24 protein-coding genes are annotated in these 25,687 nt (G+C 54.2%); 12 read left to right on the plus strand and 12 right to left on the minus strand.

Annotation, left to right across the window (positions count from 1 at the left end; all coding sequences use genetic code 11):
- Positions 1-46 precede the first annotated feature (46 nt).
- The 7 genes from ACWB12_RS10435 to ACWB12_RS10465 all read left to right on the plus strand — a co-directional run bounded on the left by ACWB12_RS10435 (position 47) and on the right by ACWB12_RS10465 (position 6,742).
- On the plus strand, positions 47-1,384 hold the full coding sequence (locus ACWB12_RS10435) for an MFS transporter (protein WP_479530018.1): 1,338 nt from the start codon (positions 47-49) through the stop codon (positions 1,382-1,384).
- Positions 1,381-2,250, plus strand: coding sequence for a penicillin-insensitive murein endopeptidase (gene mepA, locus ACWB12_RS10440; RefSeq protein ID WP_479530019.1), 870 nt, complete (start codon positions 1,381-1,383; stop codon positions 2,248-2,250). The genes ACWB12_RS10435 and mepA overlap by 4 nt, the downstream gene beginning before the upstream one ends.
- Complete coding sequence (locus ACWB12_RS10445) at positions 2,223-3,110, plus strand: esterase-like activity of phytase family protein (protein WP_479530020.1); 888 nt, start codon at positions 2,223-2,225, stop codon at positions 3,108-3,110. Before mepA ends, ACWB12_RS10445 begins: the two co-directional genes overlap by 28 nt.
- A gap of 90 nt (positions 3,111-3,200) precedes the next feature.
- Positions 3,201-3,821 carry a queuosine precursor transporter gene (locus ACWB12_RS10450; RefSeq protein ID WP_479530021.1) on the plus strand — a complete coding sequence of 207 codons (621 nt, stop codon included), beginning with the start codon at positions 3,201-3,203 and terminating at the stop codon, positions 3,819-3,821.
- Between the two features lie 260 nt (positions 3,822-4,081).
- The gene (gene arfB / locus ACWB12_RS10455) at positions 4,082-4,504 is read left to right on the plus strand and encodes an alternative ribosome rescue aminoacyl-tRNA hydrolase ArfB (RefSeq protein WP_479530022.1); all 423 of its coding nucleotides are present in this window, start codon (positions 4,082-4,084) and stop codon (positions 4,502-4,504) included.
- Positions 4,501-5,772, plus strand: coding sequence for an aspartate aminotransferase family protein (locus ACWB12_RS10460; RefSeq protein ID WP_479530023.1), 1,272 nt, complete (start codon positions 4,501-4,503; stop codon positions 5,770-5,772). Before arfB ends, ACWB12_RS10460 begins: the two co-directional genes overlap by 4 nt.
- A complete protein-coding gene (locus ACWB12_RS10465; RefSeq protein WP_479530024.1) occupies positions 5,765-6,742 on the plus strand; it encodes a phosphotransferase enzyme family protein in 978 nt (325 codons plus the stop codon). The genes ACWB12_RS10460 and ACWB12_RS10465 overlap by 8 nt, the downstream gene beginning before the upstream one ends.
- On the opposite strand, the gene pncB is transcribed toward ACWB12_RS10465, so the two are convergent.
- The 10 genes from pncB to mutM form a co-directional block, all read right to left on the minus strand.
- On the minus strand, positions 6,739-8,031 hold the full coding sequence (pncB, locus tag ACWB12_RS10470) for a nicotinate phosphoribosyltransferase (RefSeq protein WP_479530025.1): 1,293 nt from the start codon (positions 8,029-8,031) through the stop codon (positions 6,739-6,741). The genes ACWB12_RS10465 and pncB overlap by 4 nt on opposite strands.
- 3 nt (positions 8,032-8,034) lie before the next feature.
- Positions 8,035-8,634 carry a bifunctional nicotinamidase/pyrazinamidase gene (gene pncA / locus ACWB12_RS10475; protein ID WP_479530026.1) on the minus strand — a complete coding sequence of 200 codons (600 nt, stop codon included), beginning with the start codon at positions 8,632-8,634 and terminating at the stop codon, positions 8,035-8,037.
- 83 nt (positions 8,635-8,717) lie between these two features.
- Positions 8,718-9,335, minus strand: coding sequence for an NYN domain-containing protein (locus ACWB12_RS10480; RefSeq protein ID WP_479530027.1), 618 nt, complete (start codon positions 9,333-9,335; stop codon positions 8,718-8,720).
- Between the two features lie 158 nt (positions 9,336-9,493).
- Complete coding sequence (gene gyrB, locus ACWB12_RS10485; protein WP_479530028.1) at positions 9,494-11,911, minus strand: DNA topoisomerase (ATP-hydrolyzing) subunit B; 2,418 nt, start codon at positions 11,909-11,911, stop codon at positions 9,494-9,496.
- Between the two features lie 72 nt (positions 11,912-11,983).
- Positions 11,984-13,099, minus strand: a complete 1,116-nt coding sequence (gene recF / locus ACWB12_RS10490; protein ID WP_479530029.1) for a DNA replication/repair protein RecF — start codon at positions 13,097-13,099, stop codon at positions 11,984-11,986.
- Entirely contained in the window at positions 13,096-14,214 is a 1,119-nt protein-coding gene (dnaN, locus tag ACWB12_RS10495) for a DNA polymerase III subunit beta (protein ID WP_479530030.1), read from the minus strand. The genes recF and dnaN overlap by 4 nt, the downstream gene beginning before the upstream one ends.
- Positions 14,215-14,319: 105 nt before the next feature.
- Positions 14,320-15,657 (minus strand): chromosomal replication initiator protein DnaA, encoded by a 1,338-nt coding sequence (gene dnaA / locus ACWB12_RS10500; RefSeq protein ID WP_479530031.1) that lies wholly within the window; start codon positions 15,655-15,657, stop codon positions 14,320-14,322.
- 466 nt (positions 15,658-16,123) lie between these two features.
- A complete protein-coding gene (gene rpsT, locus ACWB12_RS10505) occupies positions 16,124-16,387 on the minus strand; it encodes a 30S ribosomal protein S20 (protein ID WP_479530032.1) in 264 nt (87 codons plus the stop codon).
- 167 nt (positions 16,388-16,554) lie between these two features.
- Positions 16,555-17,331, minus strand: a complete 777-nt coding sequence (locus tag ACWB12_RS10510; protein WP_479530033.1) for an enoyl-CoA hydratase — start codon at positions 17,329-17,331, stop codon at positions 16,555-16,557.
- 64 nt (positions 17,332-17,395) lie between these two features.
- Positions 17,396-18,226, minus strand: a complete 831-nt coding sequence (gene mutM, locus ACWB12_RS10515; RefSeq protein WP_479530034.1) for a bifunctional DNA-formamidopyrimidine glycosylase/DNA-(apurinic or apyrimidinic site) lyase — start codon at positions 18,224-18,226, stop codon at positions 17,396-17,398.
- 72 nt (positions 18,227-18,298) lie between these two features.
- On the opposite strand from mutM, the gene ubiE reads away from it, so the two are divergent.
- The gene (ubiE, locus tag ACWB12_RS10520) at positions 18,299-19,051 is read left to right on the plus strand and encodes a bifunctional demethylmenaquinone methyltransferase/2-methoxy-6-polyprenyl-1,4-benzoquinol methylase UbiE (RefSeq protein WP_479530035.1); all 753 of its coding nucleotides are present in this window, start codon (positions 18,299-18,301) and stop codon (positions 19,049-19,051) included.
- Between the two features lie 3 nt (positions 19,052-19,054).
- Positions 19,055-20,590, plus strand: coding sequence for a 2-polyprenylphenol 6-hydroxylase (ubiB, locus tag ACWB12_RS10525; protein WP_479530036.1), 1,536 nt, complete (start codon positions 19,055-19,057; stop codon positions 20,588-20,590).
- Here the strand turns inward: ubiB and ACWB12_RS10530 are convergent.
- On the minus strand, positions 20,587-21,249 hold the full coding sequence (locus ACWB12_RS10530; RefSeq protein WP_479530037.1) for a flagellar hook capping FlgD N-terminal domain-containing protein: 663 nt from the start codon (positions 21,247-21,249) through the stop codon (positions 20,587-20,589). The two genes, ubiB and ACWB12_RS10530, sit on opposite strands and share 4 nt — an antisense overlap.
- A gap of 14 nt (positions 21,250-21,263) precedes the next feature.
- The gene (locus ACWB12_RS10535; protein ID WP_479530038.1) at positions 21,264-23,165 is read right to left on the minus strand and encodes a flagellar hook-length control protein FliK; all 1,902 of its coding nucleotides are present in this window, start codon (positions 23,163-23,165) and stop codon (positions 21,264-21,266) included.
- A 124-nt stretch (positions 23,166-23,289) separates the two neighbouring features.
- Between ACWB12_RS10535 and ACWB12_RS10540 the strand changes: the two genes are divergently transcribed.
- The 3 genes from ACWB12_RS10540 to ACWB12_RS10550 all read left to right on the plus strand — a co-directional run bounded on the left by ACWB12_RS10540 (position 23,290) and on the right by ACWB12_RS10550 (position 25,633).
- Positions 23,290-23,586 carry a rod-binding protein gene (locus ACWB12_RS10540; RefSeq protein WP_479530039.1) on the plus strand — a complete coding sequence of 99 codons (297 nt, stop codon included), beginning with the start codon at positions 23,290-23,292 and terminating at the stop codon, positions 23,584-23,586.
- Entirely contained in the window at positions 23,576-23,929 is a 354-nt protein-coding gene (locus ACWB12_RS10545) for a flagellar biosynthesis protein FlgN (protein ID WP_479530040.1), read from the plus strand. The genes ACWB12_RS10540 and ACWB12_RS10545 overlap by 11 nt, the downstream gene beginning before the upstream one ends.
- A gap of 219 nt (positions 23,930-24,148) precedes the next feature.
- Positions 24,149-25,633 (plus strand): flagellin N-terminal helical domain-containing protein, encoded by a 1,485-nt coding sequence (locus tag ACWB12_RS10550; protein ID WP_479530041.1) that lies wholly within the window; start codon positions 24,149-24,151, stop codon positions 25,631-25,633.
- Positions 25,634-25,687: the final 54 nt, after the last annotated feature.

The raw sequence follows: 25,687 nt of genomic DNA on the forward strand, positions 1-25,687 counted from the left end.
CTGTTTCCCTATTCAATCACGAAAAACCAACAGGGGGACGAGTGGGATGGCTGACGTTTCAGCGAAAAAACGGATTTGGGGCTGGTTCTTTTTTGATTTTGCCAGCCAGCCATATAACACACTGCTGCTGACCTTCATTTTCGGGCCTTACATCGCCACAGTGATTGGGGATGGCACCAAAGCGCAGAGTGCATGGGGCTTTGGCATCGGGGCTGCGGGTATTGTGATCGCTATTCTGGCCCCGATATTGGGTGCAATTGCCGATAACAGTGGAAATCGGGTGCGTTGGGTTTGGCTGTTTTCCGTTATGTATTTCATCGGGGCGTTCGGGCTGTGGTGGTCGGCACCTGACAACTTCAATCTGTATTTTGTACTATTTTCCTTTGCTGTTGGCCTGATCGGGATGGAGTTTGCCACGATTTTCACCAATTCGATGTTGCCCGACCTTGGCCCGAAAGAAGAGATCGGGAAAATATCTGGCAGCGGCTGGGCCTTTGGCTATATCGGCGGGCTGCTGACATTGATCATCATGCTGTTGCTGTTTGCCGAAGGGGGCAACGGCAAGACCATGCTGGGCATTGACCCGCTGTTCGGGTTGGATGCAAGCGCACGTGAGGGCACGCGGTTTGTCGGGCCGTTTTCGGCGTTCTGGTATGCCGTATTCATGATCCCGTTTTTCCTGTGGGTGCGCGACCCGAAAACCACGGCGGTGTCCCGCCTTAAGGTTTCCTCAGCACTCTCCGATCTTGGAAAGACACTAAAATCACTACCCAGCACACCCAGCCTGTTTGCCTATCTCGCATCCTCGATGTTTTACCGCGACGCACTGAACGGCATCTATGTATTTGGCGGCATATATGCGGCGGGGGTATTGGGCTGGACCAGCACCAACATCGGCATTTTCGGCATTATCGCAATTATCACAGGTGCAATTTTTGCATGGGTCGGCGGGCGGGCCGATCACAAGTACGGCCCCAAACCAGTGATTACAATCTGCATATTGGTGCTGACAACTATGTCGATCCTGATCGTGTTTGTATCGCGAGAATCCGTATTTGGCATAGCTGTTTCCCCCGAATCGACCCTACCGGATCAGGCCTTTTACCTGCTGGGTGCAATCGTTGGTGCGGCTGGTGGGGCCGTGCAATCGGCCAGTCGCACAATGATGGTGCGTCAAGCCAACCCTGATCGCATGACCGAAGCCTTTGGCCTATACGCATTGGCCGGTAAGGCCACGTCATTCATCGCACCATTGGCCATCGGGATTGCAACCGCCGCAACCAATAGCCAACGGTTGGGCATCACCCCGCTTATCGGGCTTTTCCTGATCGGGCTTTTCCTGTTAATCTGGGTTAAACCAAACGGGGAGCATAGCGCATCATGATCCGGTTACTCACCATTCTTACACTCACACTCGGACTTGCTGCATCCGCCCAATCCGAACCACTGGCCAAACAACTGTTTGGTGGCAAGCGCGATGCATCGTCGCAAATTGCGGCCCCTTATGGTGGTTATGCCAAGGGCTGTTTGGCGGGCGGTGTACAACTGCCGCAAAAAGGGGCGACGTGGTTGGAAATGCGGGTATCGCGCAACCGGAACTGGGGCCATCCCGAGCTGGTTTCCTTTCTCAAACGCCTTAGCCGCAAGGCCGCAAAACTGCGGGGATCAAACGGGCTGTATATCAGCGATATGTCGCAACCACGCGGCGGGCCGATGCTGACAGGGCACCGGTCACACCAGATTGGTTTGGACGCTGACATCTGGCTGATGCCTGCGACCAACATGAAGTTAAGCATCCGGCAACGCACCAATCTATCCGCTGTTTCCTACCGTCGTTCCAAAGGCGCGTTTGTGAACAGCAAATGGGGCCCGATCCAGCACGCCATTGTCAAAGCGGCCGCACGGGACAAGGCCGTGGCGCGGATATTCATCTTTCCAGGTGCCAAGGTGCAGATGTGTAAGGATGCGAAAGGTGATCGTAGCTGGCTGCGCAAAATCCGGCCGTGGTGGGGACATCATTACCATTTCCATGTCCGCCTGAAGTGCCCCAAGGGGGCAAGAGGATGCGTCAACCAAGCACCACCGCCCCCAGGGGATGGATGTGCTGACGCGCAAAAGTGGGTGAACGATATATTGAAACCGCCACCCCCACCGCCCCCTGATCCCAATGCGGCCCCCAGAAAACCACGCCGTGAATATGTAATGTCGGATCTGCCTCAGCAATGCCAAGCCGTATTAGACTCGCGCTGATTGCAGTGGCAATCGTGTTTGCCACTTTTTTTGCAGGCGCCACTTTGGCCCAGCAGGCGGATTATATCAGTAGTTATACATGGGCATCAAATGTCGATGGTGTAGGCGGGATTTCGGGAATTGAAGTTTTCGGTGGCGGAAACACTTTTATGGTTGTCGGAGATCGAGGGGCGATAGTTGAGGGAGAATTTGAACGCGATGATGGGCGGATTAGCTCCGTCATTCCTAATTTCGGTACCCTGAAAAATACAAATGACACACCTCTATCCAGCCTTAAATCTGACGCTGAGGGGCTTGCTATTCGCACGGATGGCCGTATCTACGTTTCCTTCGAAACATTTCATCGCGTCTGGACCTATCGTGATCCAGAAAGCGAAGCTGCTTGGATACCAAGGCATCCTGATTTTGAATATATGCAAAGCAATTTCGCGCTTGAAGCAATCGCTGTGGATTCCGAAAACTCTCTTTACACCATTCCCGAACAATCCGGAGATATAGCAAAGCCATTTCCAGTATATAGATACAAGAATGGAGCGTGGTCAGTTCCATTTAGTATTTTGCGTATCGGATTGTTTTCACCCGTAGGCGCAGATTTCGGTCCTGATGGGAAGCTGTATCTCTTGGAACGTCATTTAGGGTTTTTTGGATTTGAAACCCGGGTGAGACGTTTTACCGTGCGGGGCGACCTACTGGAAAACGAAGAGGTGGTATTAACCAGCCCGTCAGGCGCTCATGACAATCTAGAAGGGATTGCTGTTTGGCGAGATGCAGCAGGAGACATAAGGCTGACAATGGTCTCGGACAACAATTTCAACGCCTTCCAAATCACCGAATTTGTCGAGTACCGTTTGCAAGAATAGCTTGATCTGCGCAATCATGCGCGGTAGGACGCGCCGTCCCGTGCTTTGGGGCCAAGTTACCGCAACCTTGTTAAAACGGAACATATCAGCATGAAACGCATCCTTCCCGGCATAATTGCCATGGCTGCCATTGTAGTGGCTTCCAATATCCTTGTGCAGCACCTGTTTGGCCAATGGCTGACGTGGGGCGCGTTCACCTATCCTCTGGCCTTTTTGGTCACCGACGTGATGAACCGTGTTTATGGCGTGGCCGCTGCCCGCAAGGTGGTGATCGCGGGGTTTGTGGTTGGCGTGGCCTGCTCGTTGATTGGCACACAGATTATGGGTGAATTCGGCCCACTGGTGACGTTGCGTATCGCAATCGGGTCCGGCGTGGCATTCCTAACGGCACAGATGCTGGATGTGGCAATCTTTGATCGGCTGCGGGGCGGCGCATGGTGGCGGGCACCGTTGGCGTCAACCCTGATCGGCTCGTCTGTTGATACGATCCTGTTTTTCAGCATCGCGTTCTCGGCTACGTTTACATACATTGAGCCCCTGAACGATGTCAGCTGGGCAGGCGAAGTCCTACCGTTGCTAGGTGTCGGCCCGTCTACACCCCTATGGGTGTCACTGGCGCTGGCTGATTGCTTGGTCAAACTGTCACTTGCCATGCTGGCATTGGTGCCATTCCGCGCAATCGTTACGCGAATTTCACCAGATGCAGCATAAATTGTTTTGACATCTACCAAATCTGTGCCACCCTTTGGATGTTCGTAACATTCAGAAAGGAGGTGCCAATGTCTATTGGGATACAGGAGCAACTGGTGAGGATTACGCGCGAGGTGATGATTTAGGGGGCAAACCCTTTGAATAATCATCTGGCTTCGGGCGCTGATTGCCCCGCTTGCCACCTCCAACTCTCGAGAAGAGCCCTTGCGCAAAGCGCAGGGGCTCTTTCCGTTTTGCGTAACCTGTCCTAGTGTCGGCCCATGTTACGGATCAACGACGATATCACGCTGGAAGACTGGGAATTGAGCGAGAGCTTTACGCGCTCCTCAGGTCCGGGTGGGCAAAATGTGAACAAGGTCGCCACCGCGGTTGAACTGCGGTTTGAAGCACAGCGCAGCCCGCAGCTAACAGGGGCGGTCAAGGCGCGGTTGAAGCGTCTGGCCGGACGGCGCTGGACGCTGGATGGCGCAATTGTGATCCGTGCCGAGGAAACCCGCTCGCAAGCCCGCAACCGCGAGATCGCGCGGGCGCGGTTGGTGGAGTTGATCGAAAAGGCCTTGTTTGTGCCAAAGCGCCGCGTCAAAACAAGGCCAACGCTGGCATCAAAACGCAGGCGGGTTGAAGGCAAGGTAAAGCGCGGCAAAGTCAAAGTGCTACGGGGCAAAGTAAGGGGCGACGAATGAATTTGATTGAACGGCGCAAGCGGGTGTTGGGGCGGCATGTCACCACCTTTTATGACGTGCCTTTTGCGCCTGTGCGCGGTGAAGGCGTTTGGCTGTTTGATGTGGATGGCAAGCGGTATCTAGATTGCTATAACAACGTGCCACACGTCGGCCATTGCCACCCCAAGGTGGTCAATGCCATCGCCCGTCAGGCTGCCACGCTAAACGTTCACACCCGCTATGTGCATGACGGGGTTGTGGAGTATAGCGAGCGGCTGACAGCAAAATTCCGGCACGACCTAACCACGATGATCATGGTTAATTCAGGGTCCGAGGCCAACGATATTGCCCTGCGGATGGCCCAGGCTGTGACCGGAAAAACCGGCGTGATCGGAACGGATAATACATATCACGGCAATACTACCGCCGTTAGCCAGTTGAATGCCAAGAAGGTGCCGGTCGGTGGGTATGCAGACCACGTTCGACAAGTGCCCGCGCCCGATAATCTGCACCCTGTGGGGGGCACCCGTGCAGAACAGGCAGAAGCGTTTTGCGCTGGCATAGAGACTGCTATTGCCAAACTAGAGGCTAGTGGGCACGGCGTGTCAGCCCTGATCATTTGCCCCTATTTCGCCAATGAGGGGTTCCCGACGCTAGAGCGTGGCTTCATGGATCGCGCCATTTCTGCTGTGCGTGCTGCGGGTGGATTGATCATCGCTGACGAGGTGCAACCAGGGTTTGGGCGCATCGGTTCTGATTGGTGGGGCCATGAAAAACTGGGCTTTGCGCCCGACATCGTGACCGTGGGAAAACCAATGGCGAACGGGCATCCGGTAGCGGCTGTTGTGACCCGCGCGGATGTGCTGGAAGCGTTTCAGGATGTGTTCAAATACTTCAACACCTTTGGTGGCAATCCGGTGAGTGCGGCGGCGGCAATGGCAACGCTAGAAGTGATTGAGGACGAGGGGCTGGTAGAAAACGCCCGCGATGTTGGTGCCTATGCGATTGACGAATTGAACGGGCTGGCGGCGCAATACGACGTGATCGCCGATGTGCGCGGGTCGGGCTTGTTTTTTGGAGTAGAGTTGATGCGCGACGGGGAACCTACAACCGATATATCCCTGCGGATGGTGAACGAGATGCGCAATAGCGGGGTGTTGCTCAGCACGGTTGGGCGGTTTGACAACACGCTGAAAATTCGTCCGCCCTGTGTGTTTTCCCGTGACAATGTTGATCTGCTGGTTGACGTGATGGACAGCGCTTTCAAGACGGTTCTGGCCGATGAATGACGCCGAGACTATTGCCTACGCCAAGGCGGCATTGGTCGCTTGGGAGGTGCCCGACTGCACCCCGCGTCTGATTAAGAACCGTGAAAACGCGGTGTTCGAGGTGCTCGCGCCCGATGGGGAACGCGCCGCGCTGCGATTGCATCGACCGGGGTATCAAACGGACGATGCAATCCGGTCCGAGCTGATCTGGACGCAGGAACTGGCCAAGGCGGGTATGGATTTACCGCACCCGATCCCCTGTATCAGCGGTGATCTAATTTCATTCGTGCCACAGGCCGGACGCATGGCCTCGATCGTTTCTTGGGTTGATGGGGTGCCGTTGGGCGACGGTGGCATTGCCGATGAATGGGGTGAAGAAAAACAACTATGGTTGTTTACAGCACTCGGGGCCGAACTGGCCACGCTGCATAGGATAAGTGGCAACCTGACCCTGCCTGACAGTTTTGAACGTGCGCAATTGGGCATCAATGGGCTGCTGGGTAATAACCCGAACTGGGGCAGGTTTTGGGAAAATCCGGCGTTAACAGATGCGAACAAAACCCTGTTGCTGGATGCGCGCAGAACATTGGTAGACCTATTAGAAGAATATCAAACAGACGGGGCCGATTTTGGTTTGATCCATGCCGACGCATTAAGCGAAAATGTGTTTGTGGTGGGCGGCGACGTGACCCTGATTGATTTTGACGACGGGGCATTCGGGTTCCGGCTCTATGAACTTGGTGTCGCCATGTCGCAAGTCTGGGATCGGGCAGGCGCGCAAAAACTGGCAGGCGCATTGGTCGATGGATACGGGTTGGGGCCAGAGGAAACCAAACTGTTACCGGCCTTCACCGTGATCCGCGTGCTTGCCTCATGCGGCTGGGCAATTTCCAGATATGCGCCGGATGATCCCGCGCTTGTTGGCTATGCAGACCGCGCCGTACGGGCGGCAACGCGGTTCATGTCGGGCGAGCCGTTGTTTGCGGGTTAAACCACCACGTCCTGTGCCGCTTGATCGCCCACGCCGAACACCCGTTTGTAGCGGGCAATCTCATCCGATGGTCCCATTGCCTTGTTCGGATTATCCGACAGTTTCACCGTCGGGTTGCCATTGGCGCTGACGGCTTTGCAAACGATGGAAAATGGTGCGAGGCTGTTGTCTGGTGTCAGCCCGCGGAAATCATTGGTCATCAACGTGCCCCAGCCAAAGGACGGTTTTACCCGACCACGAAACTGGTTTTGGAGTTCAATGATTTTGTCTACATCCAGCCCGTCCGAAAAGATCACCATTTTCTTGGTCGGATCTTCGCCGCGGGCCTTCCACCAATCAATCGCTATCTCGGCAGCTGTGGCCGGATCACCGCTATCAATCCGGATCCCGGTCCAACCCGCCAGCCAGTCCGGCGCGTTATCAAGGAAGCCTTGGGTGCCGTAAGTGTCGGGCAAAATGATGCGCAGATTGCCGTCGTGTTCTTCGTGCCAATCGGCCAGCACGTCATAGGGAGCGCGGCGCAGATCGTCGTCGGTTTCAGCTAAGGCGGCGTAAACCATCGGCAATTCATGGGCGTTGGTGCCAATCGCCTCGACCTCTCGACGCATGGCGATCAGACAGTTCGAGGTGCCGACAAATTTGTCCCCCAACCCCTCGTTCATGGCCTGCACACACCAGTCTTGCCACATAAAACTGTGGCGGCGACGGGTGCCGAAATCGGCCAGACGCAACCCATCAAGGCCGCGCAATTTTTCAACCTTTTCCCACAGCTTTGTCATCGCGCGGGCATATAGAACTTGCAGTTCAAACTTGCCCATTGGCTGCAGCACGGCGCGGGACCGAAGTTCCATTAACGTGGCAAGAGCGGGAATTTCCCATAGCATCACCTCGTGCCATTTGCCCTCGAACGTCAATTCATACTGGCCATCGTGTTTTTCCAAATGATAGGGCGGCAGGCGCATACTTTCGAACCACTCCATAAATTCGGGGCTGAACATGGCGCGTTTGCCATAAAACATATTGCCGCGTAGCCAGGTGCTTTCGCCACGCGACAAGGACAATGTGCGGATGTGGTCCAGCTGTTCACGCAACTCGCCCTCGTCCACCTCATCGGCCAGCCGAATGGTTTTGGACCGGTTGATCAGGGAAAAGGTGACATTCGTATCGGGCTTATTGCGAAACACCGACTGGCACATTAGCAGCTTGTAAAAATCAGTGTCGATCAGGGACCGGACAATCGGGTCGATCTTCCACTTGTGGTTATAAACGCGGGTGGCGATATCAGGCATTACTCAAGGCTCCAGTTTCACACCGGCATCCTGCATCGCCGCGCGGGCAGTGGCAAGAGAGCCGTCCAGATCAATCGCGCGGCACGCCTCTTCCAGCACGGTCACATCAAACCCCAGACGCGCCGCATCAAGCGCCGAATATTGCACGCAGAAATCGGTGGCAAGGCCAACCATTGTCAGGGTGGTGATACCACGGGTGCGCAAATATCCCTCAAGGCCAGTCGGCGTTTTGTGGTCATTTTCAAAGAAAGCCGAGTAGCTGTCGATGGCGGGGTTATAGCCCTTGCGGATAATCATATCGGCGGGGTCAGTGCGCAGGGTGGCGTGGAATTCAGCGCCTTTTGTGCCTTGAATACAGTGATCCGGCCACAGCACTTGCGCGCCATACGGCATGTCAATCAGCGTATAAGGGTCTTTGTCCGTGTGACTGCTAGCGAATGAGGAGTGGGCTGCAGGATGCCAGTCTTGTGTCAGGATAGTGGCATTGAAATCCCCCATCATGGCGTTGATGTGGGCGATGATTTCATCACCACCTGCCACGGCCAGCGCACCGTTTGGGCAGAAATCATTTTGCACGTCGATGACGATCAGAGCGTTGGTCATAGGGTTTTCTCCGTTTTCGAACATTTACCGGTAAAAGCCGTGATTGATCTGGTCAATCTATATTTGTGAGCTGTTTTCGCCTTTTATTCAATCAAGCCATCGGTGTGCGCCTTTAACTCGCGCTTCACTCCATGCCCCATGTGCGCAAGAATAACCCTAACTCCCTCTCGCCGTGCAAATTTAAATGCTGGTATAAAATCACTATCACCAGTTACGACAACTATTGTTCTAACTAATTCGCGAAGCGAAAGACGAGCGATGTCTAAACCAATCCTTAAATCAACTCCTTTTTGTTCTATATCTAGTGCAAAATCACCTTCCGCAAGATTTCTTCCTGCTAAACTCTCGTCCTGCATGGCGGCATAGTTAAGCTTGTATCCTCTTGTTGATAACTCACCCAACCGAAGTGAAATATCGGGCTGGAGTTCGAGTCTTTGAAGGAAAGCTTTGTTTCTACGAAATACATCCGTATCAGCCAAGTTCAATTCATTTCCAGAAATAGGGTGTCTTATCTTACCCGTCGCAGGAAAAGCATCGTAGTAATATGCCCTAAGCAATTCAAAGCCTGAAAAAAGATCATTACGCCTGATGCGCTCGATCTCATCGATAACATCTTGAACCTCTGGACGCTTCTTTAGCTTGGATTGTAGTTTGCGGCTAAAAAAGCCACCATCAATTAGAATAGCAAATCGGTGATCCATGGGGAAATCGACTCCGTACATTCGCGGCATAGTTGCCTATACACTTTGATACTCGGCGAATTGTACGGAGTCTATTTTCTATTTAGAGACTTTCCAGTCCCTACTAGTTGTATATAGGAGAAAACCTAAGGAATGGTAGAGTCAATTATGCCACACCTCTAGAAATCCAAATTCTCCACGTTCAGCGCATTTGTCTGAATGAATTCGCGGCGGGGTTCGACCACGTCGCCCATCAGTTTGGTGAACAGATCATCGGCCTCGGCCATATCATCAATTTTCACCTGCAACAAAATTCGCGCTTCGGGGTCCAATGTGGTTTCCCACAGCTGGTCAGGGTTCATTTCGCCAAGGCCCTTGTAGCGTTGCAGCGACAGGCCTTTTTCGCCCTCGGCCAAAATAGCATCCAGCAGGTCGATCGGGCCAAAGATCGGTATCTCGCGGTCTTTGCGGATCAGTTTGGCGGGCTTGGCGTAAACCTCTTGCAATGTCTCGGTCATCGAGCCCAACTTGCGTGCTTCACCCGAGCGCAATACGCGCCCGTCAAGTTTACGCACCTCGTCCACACCGCGCAGCATACGTGCCAAACGGATGCCGTGGTCTTGGGTTGGGCGACCTTGCCAACCGCGCTCATATTCTTCGGCGATCAGGTCCAGACGGGTGGCAACAGCATCGGCGACACCCTGCAAATCAGCATCAACCTGCCCTATAATAAATCCACCCGCAATCGCTGTCTGTTCCAGAATATGCTGCGGATAAAGCGTCGGGAAGGCTTGCAGGATACGGCGTGTTTGGCGGGCTTCCTCGACCACTCGCAGCAAATCCTGCCCAATGATTTCTTCGCCAGACGCCAACCTAAGTGATGCACCATCAATGCCTTGCTCCACCAGATAATCATCCAGCGCTGGCTGGTCTTTCAGGTAAACTTCGGATTTGCCGCGGCTCACTTTGAACAACGGCGGCTGGGCAATATACAGGTATCCGCCTTCGATCAGTTCGGGCATTTGCCGGAAGAAAAACGTAAGCAGCAGGGTGCGGATGTGGGCACCATCAACATCGGCGTCGGTCATGATCACAATCTTGTGGTAGCGCAGTTTGCTGATGTCGAATTCATCGCGGCCAATGCCGGTGCCCAGCGCCATCACCAGATTGCCGATCTCCTGCGATGCCAGCATCCGGTCAAACCGTGCGCGTTCCACATTCAGGATTTTACCTCGCAGCGGCAACACCGCTTGGGTCATCCGGTCACGCCCAGTTTGCGCCGATCCACCGGCGCTATCACCTTCCACCAGAAAGACTTCGGTTTTAGAGGGGTCTTTTTCCGAGCAATCCTTGAGTTTTCCCGCCAGAAAATTCACATCCATCGCGGTTTTGCGTCGCGTCAGATCGCGGGCTTTACGCGCCGCTTCGCGAGCGTGGGCCGCCTCGACGATCTTGCTCACGATCATCTTGGCTTCATTCGGATTTTCCTCGAACCACTCGGCCAGCTTTTCATTCACCAGCCCCTCGACGGCGGGGCGCACTTCGGAAGAAACCAACTTGTCTTTGGTCTGGGACGAAAATTTCGGGTCCGGCACTTTGACCGACAAAACACAAGTCAAACCTTCGCGGGCATCATCACCAGTAAAGCTGATTTTTTCCTTTTTGGCGATGCCTGACGACTGCGCATAGTTGTTGATCGTGCGGGTCAGCGCGCCGCGAAAGCCGGCCATATGGGTGCCGCCATCACGCTGTGGGATGTTGTTGGTAAAGGGCAGCACATTTTCGTGGTAACTGTCATTCCACCACATCGCCACCTCGACAACGATGCCGTCTTTTTCGCCGACAAAAAAGATCGGGTCGGGCAGCATCGCGGTTTTGGACCGATCAAGGTAGCGCACGAATTCCTTCACGCCACCATCGTAAAACAGCTCGCTTTTCAGCACTTCGGTCGGACGCTCATCCGTCAGGATAATCCGCACACCGGAATTCAGGAACGCCAGTTCGCGTAGGCGGTTTTCCAACGTGTGAAAACTGTATTCAAGGTTCGAGAACGTCTCAAGCGAAGCCATGAACCGCACCTCGGTGCCAGTGCGAGCCCCCGCATCACCAACCACCTTTAGCGACTCGGCGGTATCGCCATGCTCAAACCGCGCAACGTGTTCTTTGCCATCGCGCCAAATGCGCAATTCCAGCCATTCGGACAGCGCATTCACCACGGATACGCCAACCCCGTGCAGGCCCCCGGAAATCTTGTAGGAATTGCTGTCAAATTTACCGCCAGCATGCAGCTGCGTCATGATCACTTCGGCGGCAGAAACGCCTTCTTCTTCGTGGATACCCACCGGAATACCACGGCCATTATCACTAACCGATACGCTGGAATCCGCGTGGATTGTCACAGTTACCGCATCAGCGTGACCCGCCAGTGCTTCGTCGATGCCGTTATCCACGACCTCATACACCATATGGTGCAAACCAGAGCCATCATCGGTGTCGCCGATATACATGCCAGGGCGTTTGCGAACCGCTTCTAACCCTCTGAGAACCTTGATGGAATCGGCACCATACTCTTCTGGATTTTGATCATTATCTGACACGCGCATTTTCCTTGTTCGTTTCAGCTGTTTATAGGGGATTTAGGGGGGGATGTCACGCAGATCGGGCAAGAATTAGGGGGATGGATTCGGGACCACGGATGAAACCGCATCAGCCTCACTCACCTCAAGATACATCGCCCGATCCCCTAACGCATCAAACAGTTCGGCCCCTGTCCCCGTCATCCATGCCTGCGCTCCTAACGCGCAGATTTCGTCGTAGAGTGCAGCGCGGCGATCTGCATCCAGATGGGCGGCGACCTCATCCAGCAGCAGAATTGGCGGGGCACCTATTTCGGCCTTCAAAGCCCGCGCATTGGCGAGGATAAGCGACACCAGCAGCGCCTTTTGTTCGCCGGTGGAGCAGTCACGCGCGGGCACGCCTTTGGCGGTGTATTCAGCAAAAAGGTCCGCCCTGTGCGGACCCGTCAGCGTGCGACCTGCCAAAAGGTCACGCGAACGGCTGTCATGCAGGGCCGACATCAATGCACCCTCGTCGTCAAGCGCGTCAGAGCCTTCAGGATGGATCAAGGTTAAAGTTGCGGTAGGAAATGACGTTTGCGCCGCGTCCTGCGCCGCAATAAGCTGTATCAGCGCCGATTGCCGGTTGGCATGTATCTGTGCGCCGGCCTGAGCCATTTGGGTTTCCAGCGCGCCGTACCACGCCCCGTCGCGTTGGTTGTCCTTTAGCAAACGGTTGCGTTCGCGCATGGCTTTTTCATAGGTCAGCACCGATTGGGCGTGCGATGGCTCAAAGCTCATCGTCATACGGTCCAGAAACCGCCGCCGCCCCTCGGCCCCTTCCGTCCACAATCGGTCCATCGAGGGCACCAGCCACAGGATGCGGGCAATGCGGCCCAGCGCCACTTGCGATGCGGTTTTACTGTCGATCAGGACGCTGCGCGAGGCACCGCCCTCGGACCATGTCTCGATCTCGTGCATCTGGTGCAGGCTTTGCAGGATGGCAGTAACCTTCCAGCCCAATGCTTCTGGTTTACGGGTGATTTCATCGGCAGTGGCACGGCGCAGGCCACGGCCGGGCGATAGCATCGACACTGCTTCCAGAATGTTGGTTTTACCGGCCCCATTTGCGCCGTAAATCGCCACAGGGCGATCATCGAGCGTCAGTTTCAGCACCTTATGGGATCGAAAATGAGAGAGCGTCAGCTCTTTTATGCGCAGTTGCGTCAAACGCGCATCGGCATCACGACGTAGACCGCTGAGGTGTCATTGCCTTCGCGCATCAGGGTCGGATCACCCGAGGAGTTGAACATGAAGACCGCATTTTCACGGTCCACCTGACTGGCAATTTCCAGCAGGTATTTCGCGTTAAAGCCGATTTCCAATGGCTCGTCCCCATAAGCGACAGCCAGTTCTTCTTCGGCAGCCCCACTGTCGGGCGCATTGACGGACAAGACCAAGCGGTCTTCGTCCAGCGTCAGTTTCACAGCGCGGGACCGTTCGGATGAAACCGTGGCCACACGATCAACGGCTTTGGCAAATTCGGCGGCGTCCACCTCGAGTTTTTTGGTGTTACCAGACGGGATCACACGGGTGTAATCGGGGAATGTGCCATCGATCACTTTGGAGGTCAGGGTGATTTCCGGCGTGGCAAAGCGCACTTTGGTTTCCGACACCGACACGGCGATTTGCACATCGTCATCTTCCAGCAATTTTCGCATTTCATTCACTGTTTTGCGCGGCACAATCACACCGATCATATCGGCGGCCCCATCGGGCAGGTCAGCATCAACACGGGCCAGACGGTGGCCATCTGTCGCCACGCAGCGCAACATTTTGCCGCCTTCAGCATCGGCCACATGCATGTAAACGCCGTTCAGATAGTAACGGGTTTCTTCGGTCGAGATGGCAAATTTAGTTTTGTCGAACAGGCGGCGCAGAACGCTGGCCTTGGCCGAAAAATTCGCAGCGTATTCTGATGACGCCATCACGGGGAAATCTTCTTTGGGCAATGTGGCGAGCGAGAAGTTCGAGCGCCCTGCCTCGATCGTAAGACGGCCCGAGGTGCCATCGTCAGCCAACTGCACCAACGCACCATCGGGCAGTTTGCGCACGATTTCATGCAGCATCACGGCGGAAACAGTGGTGGAACCTGCGCGTTCAACCTGGCCGGAAATTTTGTCGACCACCTCGATATCCAGATCGGTGGCGCGGAAACTGACAGTATCGCCCTCGGCCTCGATCAGGACATTGGCAAGGATCGGAATGGTGTTGCGCCGCTCGACGACAGATTGCGCCTGAGAGACCGCTTTCAAAAGCGCCGCGCGTTCGATGCTGATTTTCATTCCGTAGCTCCTACGAGGGTGTTGGGGCGACGAAACTACCTGATTTCACGCCCTTCTCAAGTCTTTTGTGGAATGTCCGATGGATTTAGTGGCCCGTCAAGGGGGTCAAGCCTCTAACGAGCGCCTTAGAAGCTCCAGATCATCAGAAATCTGGCTATCCAGCATTTTCAGCTCTTCTATCTTGCGCACGCCGTGCATGACGGTGGTGTGATCACGCCCGCCAAAGCTGCGACCGATTTCCGGCAGAGAGCGGGATGTCAGCTGTTTGGACAGATACATCGCAATCTGGCGAGGCCGCGCCAGCGTGCGCATCCGGCGTGGGCCGATCATATCACTGAGGCGGATGTTGTAATGCTCGCTGACCTTGCGCTGGATTTCGTCAATGGTGATTTTGCGTGACGAGGCACGCAAAATATCAGCGAGGCAATCCTGCGCCAGTTCCAGCGTGATTTCACGGTCAACCAGAGATCCAAAAGCAAAGAGGCGGGTCAGTGCGCCTTCAAGCACACGCACGTTGGTAGAAATGCGGTGCGCCAAAAATTCAAGCACGCCGTCGGCCAATACCATTTTCTTATCCTCGGCGCGGTAGTCGTCGACCTTTTGTTGCAAAACGCCAAGCCGCAATTCGTAATCTGTAGGATGCAAATCAACCACCAGACCGGATTGCAGGCGGGATTTGATCCGTTCCTCAAGGTTTTCAATTTCGCCTGGCGCACATTCGCTGGAAAGGATGATCTGTTTGTTCTGGTCAACCAGCGCGTTGAAGGTGTGAAAAAATTCTTCTTGGGTGCTGTCTTTGCCGGCAATGAATTGCACATCATCCACCATCAGCACATCCACTGAACGAAACATCTGTTTGAAATCCATCATCTTGCGTTCGCGCAAGGCCTGCACAAATCGATACATGAATTGTTCAGCCGACAGGTATAACACATTCAGGTCGGGGCGCCGCGCAATCAAATCATGTGCGATGGCGTGCATCAGGTGGGTTTTGCCAAGACCAACACCGCCATACAAAAACAGCGGGTTAAATGTGACAGGGCCACCTTCGCCCACGCGTTTGGCGGCGGCATGGGCCAGCTCGTTTGGTTTACCGACGACGAAACTATCAAAGGTCAGGCGCTTATCAAGGGGTGCACCGGGCAGTTCTGCTTTTGGTTGGATCGCAGATTTTGGTGTTGTCGCTTTGGCAACGGGCGCACGTTTGGACAGTGAAAACTCTACACGGCTGACGGGAACGCCCGATGTGTTCAATTGCTGTTTGATTTGGTCGGAAAAATTGCGGCGCACCCAATTCCCGATGAATTGCGTTGGCACTAAAAACGTGGCCACACCATTTTTCAAATCGGAAAATTCCAACGGTTCAATCCATGTCGAGTAATTATTCGCACCGACTGTTTGTTGCAGCTGCTGTCGGACTTGGCCCCATAATTCGTTCGTCATTCCTGTTTACCCACTTCAATACATTAACCGCCAGACAAGATACCGCGACCCGAATGGTCGTCAGATACCCACCCCAATTTTTTGCGAACCAGCATCACTTATTGCCCGACCCAAAGGCCGATGCGCCCATTTTGGGCACAAGCAAATATATGGTTGTAGGACATGAACGAACGGTCTGCTGCGCGGATTTTCCGCACTTCCCCACCAGCAAGACAGCCTTGCTTTTGGCAGTTTAGCAGCGCCGTTTGGCCGTATGTCCCCCCCAAGACGATGTGAATCGCTTGGCTAAACTAGCAAGGGAAAACAGGCTGACGCAACAGAACTTCGATCTTGACTCAAAGATTGTTAAATCGAATCTGGTGAGGTGGATAATTATCCAATGAAAACGGTAAAACCGAGCAACACGCAAAACCAAAAGGACACAAGCATTACACTTGCGTCCTTTCAAATATCAAATATTTTCAGCTTATCCGAGTGCTTTGACTCTAGACGACAAGCGCGACATTTTGCGTGCAATTGTATTCTTGTGGAAAATGCCGCGGCTGACGCCACGCATCAATTCAGGCTGTGCTGCACGAAGAGCGGCTTGCGCTGCTTCTTTGTCACCAGATTCGATTGCTTCTTCTAGTTTACGCAAGAATGTACGAACGCGCGAACGGCGGGCTTTGTTGACTTGAAACCGGCGTTCGTTCTGACGAGCGCGTTTTTTTGATTGGGGCGTATTAGCCATGTGTCGGGTCCCTTTCAGGGGTCAGTTACTATTTCTATTGGTGCAAGAGTCCCCGTCCGAGTTTATATACCGGTCGATCCGGCCAGAGCGGGCCTCACACGCATGTATCGCGCCCTATAGGATAGAATCATCCTAAGGGGAAGCATAAATATAGAAAACCTTGCCCGCTATTTTGCGCGGAACTGCGCTTCGCGTTTTTCAAGGAACGCATTCATGCCCTCAGTCTGGTCCTCAGTGGCAAACAGCGAGTGGAACAGGCGACGTTCAAACAACAGCCCTTCGCTTAAGGATGTTTCATAAGACCGGTTCACAGCCTCTTTGACGGCCATGGTGGTCAACATGGATTTTTCCGCAATCTTCTGTGCGGCGGCCATTGCCTCGTCCATCAATTTCTTGGCAGGCACCACGCGGCTAACCAGTCCTGAACGTTCAGCCTCCTCTGCATCCATAAACCGGCCTGTCAGGTGCATTTCCATTGATTTGGATTTACCGACAAACCGCGTCAGGCGCTGGGTGCCACCAATACCGGCAACCACGCCCAGATTAATTTCGGGCTGGCCGAATTTGGCCGTATCCGCTGCGATGATAAAGTCGCACATCATCGCCAACTCGCACCCGCCACCCAGCGCATAGCCGGCAACGGCCGCAATAACGGGTTTGCGCATTTTCAACAGTTGGTCCACTTCGGGACCGAAATAATCGGTCATAAACATATCAACAAAGCTTTTGCCGACCATTTCCGAAATATCGGCCCCCGCTGCAAACGCCTTTTGTGATCCGGTGATGACGATGCAGCGCACCTTCTCGTTTTGCTCGGACGATTTCAGCGCCTCGGCCAATTCACCTAACAGTTGGGAATTCAGCGCGTTCAGCGCGTCGGGGCGGTTCAGCTTGATAAGGGCAACGTGGTCTTCTGTTTCAACGATGAGTGTCTCGTAAGCCATGATGTTTTTGCCGTGTTGTTTCGGATAAGACCGATTTCTTAGCATCCCTGAGGGATGGTTCAAGTTATCTTTGGCATTGCGCACAATAGAAAGTTGAGCGTCCGGACTGCACGATTCGGGTAATTTCCCCGCTACAACCCTTGGTTACACAGGGTTCTCCCTCGCGTCCGTAGGCGCGAAAACTGTGTTGAAAATATCCCAATTCACCGTCGGCCTGCCGGTAATCTTTTAGCGATGAGCCGCCCGATTCGATGGCTTCCCCCAGGACATCGCGGATAATCGGCACTAGTGATCGCACCTTAGGCGCAGATAATTCGCCTGCTTTGCGGGTCGGGGAAATACCCGCCCTCAGCAACACCTCGCAGACATATATGTTGCCCAACCCTGCTATGATGCGCTGATCCAGCAGGGCGGTTTTTACGGGCATGTTTTTGCCCTTTAGACGTCCAACCAGATAGGATTCATCGAACGTGTTGCCCAACGGTTCAGGGCCAAGACTGGCCAGCAGTTTGTGATCGTCTACCGAATCGGTCGCGGCCAAATCCATCGCGCCAAAGCGGCGGGTGTCATTAAACACCACCCGCGCATCGTTTTGCATATGAAAAACCACATGATCGTGTTTCTGGATATCAGAATGGTCATGCGTTGAAATCAACATCCGGCCAGACATGCCCAGGTGGATCAACAGGGTTTCACCCGAATCCAGATCGGCCAGAATGTATTTTGAACGGCGCCGCAGCCGTTCAACAGTCTTGCCCGTCAATCGACCTGCCATATCATCAGGAAACGGCCAGCGCAGGTCAGGTCGGCGAATATCGGCACGGATGATCTGTTTGCCCTCCATTACAGGGGTCAGCCCGCGACGGACTGTCTCGACTTCGGGTAATTCGGGCATTGGGCGTTCCCTCTCATTGTATCGCACGGCTAGGGTATTATAAGGGGGACAAGTATCAAGGATGATCCACCGATGAGCAACAGCACCGATAAGACCACCCATTTCGGGTTCAAAACCGTGGCCGAGGATGACAAGGCTGGGATGGTGCATGGCGTATTTTCCAATGTGGCGTCAAAATATGACGTAATGAATGACGCCATGTCGATGGGTATTCACCGTATCTGGAAAGACGCGATGATGAACTGGCTGGCACCACGCGCAGGTCAAAAGCTGCTGGATGTGGCGGGCGGTACTGGTGATATTTCGTTCCGGTTCCTGAAACGCGCCGGCAATGCCCACGCTACAGTGCTGGATTTGACCGAACCGATGCTGGTTGAAGGGGCCAAGCGGGCCGAAGCAACCCAGATGGCGGGCAGCCTGAACTGGGTTGTGGGCGACGCGATGGCACTGCCGTTCAAGGATAACACGTTTGACGTTTACACCATTTCGTTCGGCATCCGGAATGTGACCCGCATTGCTGATGCCCTATCCGAGGCTTACCGCGTGTTGCGCCCCGGCGGACGATTAATGGTGCTGGAATTCAGCCAAATTCCGAATGACATGATGCAAAAGGTCTACGACCTGTATTCGTTCAATATCATCCCGCAGTTGGGCCAGATGATTGCCGGTGATCGTGACAGCTATCAATATCTGGTCGAATCCATCCGCAAGTTTCCCGATCAGGATACATTCGCGCAAATGATCACCGACGCCGGTTTTGACAATGTGAAATACCGCAATATGTCGATGGGCATTGCAGCCCTACATTCAGGGTGGAAAATTTAAGCGATGCGCGGACCCCACAATATCTGGCGGCTGATCCGCACGGCCGCCACGTTTGAACGCACGGGCGCGTTGGGTGTTGTGCTGAACGCGATGGATGCGCCTGCCCCGATCCGGATTGTGACACGGGTTTTCGGCTGGCCGATGCGCTGGCTGGGCTACAAAGGCGATCCCGATATGCCGCCGGTGACGCGGGCATTATCCGCGCTGGGTCCAGCCTATATAAAATTTGGCCAAATCCTATCGACCCGCCCCGATCTGGTGGGTGATGATCTGGCGGTCCAGTTGCGGGTGTTGCAGGACAAACTGCCACCGTTCCCCACTGATGTGGCCAAAGCATCGGTCGAGGAAGAACTGGGCAAACCGATAGACAAAGTATTCAGCGAGTTTAGCGATGCTGTCGCGGCGGCCTCGATCGCGCAGGTGCATTACGCGCGGCTGATCAGCACCGGCAATGAAGTGGCGGTAAAAGTGCTGCGCCCCAATATCGAACGGGCCTTTCGCAAAGACATCGACGCCTTTTATTTCGCCGCGTCTGTGATTGAATTTCTGTCGCCTGCGTCGCGCCGACTGAAACCGCACGACGTGATCAAACATTTTGACCATGTCGTTGCGGGTGAACTGGACTTGCGCAGCGAGGCCTCCGCCGCATCCGAGTTCGCCGAGAACACCAAGGGTGATGTAACATTTCAGGTGCCGCTGGCCGATTGGGAGTTTTCCGGCAGGCGGGTGATGACACTGGGTTGGGCCGATGGTTTGCCGCTGGGTGATAACGCAGCACTGGATGCGGCAGGGCATAACCGCACCATGCTGGGCGAACGGGTGCTGCAACTGTTCCTTAGCCATGCGCTGCGCGACGGGTATTTCCACGCTGATATGCATCAGGGCAACCTGAAGGTGGCGGCGAATGGTGATATCATCGCCTATGACTTTGGCATCATGGGGCGGATTGATGAATATACCCGCAGGGTTTATGCCGAAATCCTGATCGGATTTATTCAGCGCGATTATAAACGCGTGGCAGAGGTGCATTTCGAGGCGGGCTATGTGCCAGCTGACCGGGATGTCGATGAATTTGCCCAAGCACTGCGCGCTGTGGGCGAGCCAATTTTTGGCATGGATGCCTCGCAAATTTCGATGGGCCGGTTGTTTCATTACCTGTTCGAGGTAACCGAACGGTTTGGCATGGAAACCCGCACCGAACTGATCCTGTTACAGCGCACTATGGTGGTGGTCGAGGGCGTTGCCCGCTCGCTTGATCCGCATATCAACATCTGGGAAGTTGCCCACCCCGTGGTCGAGGATTACATCAAATCCTCCCTTGGACCACGCGCCCTGATGCGTGATCTCGCAAAAACTGTGCGGGTTCTGGCACGATTTGGGCCCGAATTACCAAAGCTGGCCGAAGCCGCGTTGATGCGCCAAACCGCATCGCCGGTGGCCCCCGTCAGCCCTTCGCGGTTGCGCCCTATTGCGTATATCCTGCTGGGTGCTGCAACGGCGATGGTGGGCTTCATGGCGTCAATGTTCTTTGCCGGCTAGATACCACTGCGCAACCCCGACACATCATGTTCAGAAATTTCAGCGCCACCAAACAGGACAAGAACCGTGTTTCCGTTCAGGGTTTTAACCTCGGTGATTTCTGAATAAACCTCGGCTTTGTTTGTCGTCAGCAAATCTTCTCCAGAATAACTTTCGACCTCAAAAGTGTACAACCCGTCCGCAAAAGGCTCGCCACTATCGCTGACCCCCGCCCACTGGATGTCTTCGGATGACGGGGTGAAATCCAGCCGCTGCACCTCTACTCCGTCCTGATTGCGCACCACCATAACAGCGCTGTCCGCACCAGCCGCCGGGTTCGGGGAAATGCTGATCGGGCTTCCATCAAAATAGGCGGGTGCCGCCGCGCGTGCCTCTAATCCGATCCAGCTGGCAAACTCCGACATCCCCATAGCCCCCAGCTGGGCCCCAAGTGCTTCTAGCAGATCATTGGTTTTCACCTGCTGCTCGACACCGGAAAATGTCGCAAGCTGGGTTGAGAAATTATCGGAAGACATCGGATCAAGCGGATCCTGATTTTTTATTTGTGCGGTCAGCATTGTCAGGAATGTCAAATAGTCCGAATTGACGACGTCCTTATCTGAGGCCGCAGTTTGTGCCGGAGCGGCCGTTTGAGGGATGGTGGCTGAAGTAACTTCCATAAATCAATCTCCTATCAAAGGCGCAAATCTAGGCCGGTTGAGGGTTCAAGTGACAATTGCACAGGGGCAAGGGTTTGTATTTCTGTCGGTGTTTGGGTTCGGGTATCAGGATCATCCGGATTAGAATCGGTGTTGCCTGAATTGCCCTGACCGTTGCGGGAAAAATCGAAATTGACGTCTTTGTAGCCCATATCGCGGAACTCCTGTGCCAGCGTTTCAATATGGCGGCGCAACAGGTCCATCGTTTCGCCCCGCTCGGCAATCACCCCAACGTGGATACCGCCATCCGACATGGTAAATGTCAGTCGCACCCGCCCCAATTCATCTGGGTTGAGGGTCAGTTCGACAGGCCGGTCCGGCATTTGGCGGGCAGCCTCAGTTAACTGCAGGGCAATATGGCGGCCAACTTCGGGGCGATGGATGATTGTGTCATGCCGCGCAATGGTCGTGCTGTCTACGGCGCGGGTCTCCAGAGGGATAAGCTCGGGGTTTAATTCAGGTAGTGAACCCTCAAACGCTGGCGCGTCCGGCATTGGTGTAATGGGGGGCTGCGCAGCTGGAACTGTGGATTGAGTGGAAGCGTCGATTGCTGTCTGCTTCACTGGCTGAACATCCGGTTCTCGTATTTGCCCCTCAGTCGTTTGGCGTTTGGACGATTGAGGGACCAGCACAGCGGGTTGAAGCGGGGCAAATGGATGTGTGCTCTTGATGATCTGAAGCGGTGCAGAAGTCGTCGTTTGTGTTTGCTGTGGATCAACCCGATTTGGCATGTCGCCTGCAGGCGGGTTTGGCATGTGTCGAGGCAAAGGGTTTTGTGCCTTTGACATCCGGGCATCGTCAGAGGCTAATATTTTGGCTGCATTCACTGGGCGGGGCACGAACATCTCTGGTGTGGGACGGGTTGTAGAGACAGGCAAATCAGCAGCAGGTAAAGGAGGAGTTTGTGGCGTCTGAATTAATATTGGCGCAACTTGTGTCGCATCTGGCGCAACTCCTGCAATGGCTGCCGCTGGTTGCTGATTGACTGGCGTGGCTGTCGTGTTCACCTTTGGTGGGATGATCGTATTGAGATTTTCAACACCCTTCGGGGCCTGCAGAAGCGGGATGGTTTGGCCGCGGAGAGTTTCTTTTGTTTCAGCACCTTCAACAGGTGCATATCGAGACTGTTTGTCTGATGTATGTTTTTCGGCGAAAGGCACATCCAGAATATTCTTAGGCGTTGTCCCAGAGGCTATCGGTAAAGCGGTATTTGCAGGAGGTGATGGAACCAAATCAGGGTCAATCGACGTGGGCATATGTGGACGAGGTGTCGCGGCTATTGACGGCAAGACATCGTGCTGAAATGAGACGTTGCCTATTTGGGGTATTCTAGGTGTAGCGGGTAAGGATGCCTGTTTGGGCGCATCATTGAAAACAGCCGCATTAACCTGCTTATCTGGCACAATCCCCTGCGGTAGAATGCTGGCTGTTTCTTTCGTCGATAGTGGCACATCTACTGCGACATCCGTACCTTGCAAGGCGGGGGGAGGCACCGATACCTTGACCGGCACAATATCGGGCGTATCATCATCGGGGCCAACCAACAAATCCGGTGGGATAGTATTGGTCGTTTTTTCGGGGAAACGGTATTGATCTGGCAGGGCTTCATCCAGTTTCAGCAGTCCGGAATCTGGCGTAATTGCAAGCTTCTGATCCACCACACCTGATAAAAACATCACCCTTGATTCGGGACTATCTACTTTATTATCACCACGGCCCACATCTGTATCCGGCACATCAACCGACTGCCCGAACTCCGGATCATCTCCCGTGATAAAGCTGAGAAAACTGGTATCGCCCACACCGCCATCAGCAACGGGTGCCGCAGGTTTTTCAACCTCGCCAGTAATAAGCGTCATTATATCAACGATGGGCATATTTATCATGTCGGTTCCGGGAATTCTTCCTCAGTCACGGCACTTATGACGGACAGTGGTTACCAGTTCTTTACCCAATCCGTGCAAACTGCCGGAAACTGTTTCTAATTAGAAGTGATCTGTCATGACACCCACAACACCTGTTTCATCTCCTCCACTCGTAAGACCCACAGTTACAACAGAACAGCGCGACGCCGCGTTGTTTCAGGCTGCACAGGATCTCGAGGCATCGTTTCTAGCGGAAATGCTGAAGTCAGCAGGGCTCGGCAAACCGCGCGATGCTTATGGCGGGGGCATTGGCGAGGATCAGTTCGGATCATTTTTACGACAGGAACAGGCCAAGGAAATGGTCAAGCAAGGCGGGATCGGGTTGGCCGAAAGCCTGTTTGAAGCATTGAAAGAGAGAGCCGATGCACAGTGATACATTTCATATAACCGACGCGCTGGAAGATTTGCTGGATAAGGAGCGAGCGGCAATTCTGGATGGGGCGCTCAAGGATATGGGCCGGATTGCCCGCGAGAAGGAAATGCTGCTGGGCAGTCAAAATCTGACGGCACCAGATCGTAAAACGCTGGACAGACTGCGCTGCAAAGCAGACCGGAACCAGTACCTACTGGCAGCCGCAATTCGCGGGGTGCGAACAGTCACGGTCAGGCTGAACACCCTGCGCAATGGCCCCGGGGAAATGAGCACTTATGATCGCACGGGTCAGCGCAGCACATTGGGCGGAAACCCTAAAGGCGCGTTACGACACCGCGCCTGATGTTTGGGCGCTTTAGCTCAAATGCGATGTAATTAGAGAGGTCGAATTAGGAACCTGTTAGCATTTGGAATTCAGGATAGGCCTTGCATCTCTTGAAGGGGTGGCACGGGTTTAGGGAATTCTGGAACCGTATTCGTCAGAAAGACGCCGAACGCTGCCTTTGAAGGGCGGCGCGTGTAACGCGGTGCAAAAGCGCCGCATGAATTAAGGAACGACACTATGTCCAGTATTCTGACAAACACCAGCGCCATGGTTGCGCTGCAAACTCTAAAATCTATCAACTCTAACCTGAGTGGTATCCAGAACGAAATCTCGACCGGTAAATCCATTTCCTCGGCCAAAGACAATTCGGCGATTTGGGCAATTTCCAAAGTGATGGAATCGGATGTCTCCGGCTTCAAAGCTATTTCCGACAGCCTGTCCTTGGGTGAATCTACTGTGGCTGTGGCTCGTCAAGGCTCTGAAACAGTGACCGATCTGCTGACCCAGATGAAGGGTAAAATCGTTGCTGCGCAGGAAGAAAATGTTGACCGTAGCAAAATTCAGACCGACATTTCAGCATTGCGTGACCAGATTTCTTCGGTTGTCGGGGCAGCACAATTCAACGGATTGAACATGCTGTCAGGAACGGCTGACGTGAATGTTCTATCATCGCTGGACCGCTCTAGCGATGGCACGGTTGCCGCCTCTAATATCACAATCTCGCGCCAGGATTTGACAACATCGGCGGGGACATTCGGCACCGGCACTGATTTGTCTGCCAACTCTACCGCAAGTGCAGCTGCGATCACCAACACTGGCAACACAGCGGTTCTGACGCTGGCGGCTGACGCGGATGTCAGTACCAATGGCTACTCATTGACAGTTGGCGGAACCACTGTGTCCTTCGCCTCAGGTGATTTGACAGGCGATCAGGATGCAGCAGCGACCGCTATTTCCGGTGCGATCAACGCGCTGGGACTGGAAGGGATCACTGCCAGCGTTACTGGGGCTGCCATTACACTCACCTCGACCCGTGCTTTTGAAGCTGTTGATGTTTCGGCCACAAAAGACGGGTCAGCTATTGCCTTTGGTGGTGCCGCGACTGACATTGGCGAGCGGGCAGAAAACATTACGTTTTCGGCTTCTGCAAACGTTAATGAAGGTGACGGCTATAAAGCGATTGTTGGCGGCACAACCTACAGCTATATCGCTGGCAAAGGCGAAAACTTCGGTGATATTGCCAATGGTCTGAAAGCCGCGATTGATGCTGGCGGGCTGGCAGATATCACAACGAAAGTGACCACCAACAGTTCCGGCCAAGCGGTGCTGAAGATCGATAACAACGGCGCTTCTTCTACCAGCTTGTCTGAATCTGGTGCTGCTGGTGGTAAAGCTTCTGGTGGCTTGTTCGGGCTGGGTGGCATTAACGTCAGTACAAATGCTGGTGCCGATGCGGCCCTTGCCAATATCGAAGTTCTGATCAACTCCTCGATTGACGCTGCAGCCAACTTTGGTTCAGCGCAAGGCCGGATTGAAACCCAGAACGACTTTATCGGTAAGCTGACTGATTCGTTGAAATCGGGTATCGGCTCAATGGTTGATGCAGATATGGAGGCGGCATCTGCCCGTCTGCAAGCCTTGCAGGTTCAGCAGCAGCTGGGTGTTCAGGCGTTGTCGATTGCGAACCAGTCACCGCAATCGGTCCTTTCGCTCTTCCGTTAACCGCATAGATCGGGGCGCCTGAATTGGCGCCCCTTTTTATCCGCGGTAACACCC

Source organism: Profundibacter sp. (genome assembly GCF_056498605.1).

Bases quoted from the DNA above. Each gene is read 5' to 3' on its own strand.
- ACWB12_RS10510 (WP_479530033.1), bottom strand. From the start codon at position 17,331: ATGGCTTACGAGACACTCATCGTTGAAACAGAAGACCACGTTGCCCTT.
- ACWB12_RS10480 (WP_479530027.1), bottom strand. From the start codon at position 9,335: ATGGATCACCGATTTGCTATTCTAATTGATGGTGGCTTTTTTAGCCGC.
- ACWB12_RS10530 (WP_479530037.1), bottom strand. From the start codon at position 21,249: ATGGAAGTTACTTCAGCCACCATCCCTCAAACGGCCGCTCCGGCACAA.
- pncA (WP_479530026.1), bottom strand. From the start codon at position 8,634: ATGACCAACGCTCTGATCGTCATCGACGTGCAAAATGATTTCTGCCCA.
- ACWB12_RS10540 (WP_479530039.1), top strand. From the start codon at position 23,290: ATGACACCCACAACACCTGTTTCATCTCCTCCACTCGTAAGACCCACA.
- mepA (WP_479530019.1), top strand. From the start codon at position 1,381: ATGATCCGGTTACTCACCATTCTTACACTCACACTCGGACTTGCTGCA.
- ACWB12_RS10445 (WP_479530020.1), top strand. From the start codon at position 2,223: ATGCCAAGCCGTATTAGACTCGCGCTGATTGCAGTGGCAATCGTGTTT.
- ACWB12_RS10545 (WP_479530040.1), top strand. From the start codon at position 23,576: ATGCACAGTGATACATTTCATATAACCGACGCGCTGGAAGATTTGCTG.
- pncB (WP_479530025.1), bottom strand. From the start codon at position 8,031: ATGCCTGATATCGCCACCCGCGTTTATAACCACAAGTGGAAGATCGAC.
- ACWB12_RS10535 (WP_479530038.1), bottom strand. From the start codon at position 23,165: ATGCCCATCGTTGATATAATGACGCTTATTACTGGCGAGGTTGAAAAA.
- dnaN (WP_479530030.1), bottom strand. From the start codon at position 14,214: ATGAAAATCAGCATCGAACGCGCGGCGCTTTTGAAAGCGGTCTCTCAG.
- ACWB12_RS10465 (WP_479530024.1), top strand. From the start codon at position 5,765: ATGAATGACGCCGAGACTATTGCCTACGCCAAGGCGGCATTGGTCGCT.
- arfB (WP_479530022.1), top strand. From the start codon at position 4,082: ATGTTACGGATCAACGACGATATCACGCTGGAAGACTGGGAATTGAGC.
- ACWB12_RS10460 (WP_479530023.1), top strand. From the start codon at position 4,501: ATGAATTTGATTGAACGGCGCAAGCGGGTGTTGGGGCGGCATGTCACC.
- ACWB12_RS10550 (WP_479530041.1), top strand. From the start codon at position 24,149: ATGTCCAGTATTCTGACAAACACCAGCGCCATGGTTGCGCTGCAAACT.
- ACWB12_RS10435 (WP_479530018.1), top strand. From the start codon at position 47: ATGGCTGACGTTTCAGCGAAAAAACGGATTTGGGGCTGGTTCTTTTTT.
- ubiE (WP_479530035.1), top strand. From the start codon at position 18,299: ATGAGCAACAGCACCGATAAGACCACCCATTTCGGGTTCAAAACCGTG.
- ubiB (WP_479530036.1), top strand. From the start codon at position 19,055: ATGCGCGGACCCCACAATATCTGGCGGCTGATCCGCACGGCCGCCACG.
- mutM (WP_479530034.1), bottom strand. From the start codon at position 18,226: ATGCCCGAATTACCCGAAGTCGAGACAGTCCGTCGCGGGCTGACCCCT.
- rpsT (WP_479530032.1), bottom strand. From the start codon at position 16,387: ATGGCTAATACGCCCCAATCAAAAAAACGCGCTCGTCAGAACGAACGC.
- ACWB12_RS10450 (WP_479530021.1), top strand. From the start codon at position 3,201: ATGAAACGCATCCTTCCCGGCATAATTGCCATGGCTGCCATTGTAGTG.
- dnaA (WP_479530031.1), bottom strand. From the start codon at position 15,657: ATGACGAACGAATTATGGGGCCAAGTCCGACAGCAGCTGCAACAAACA.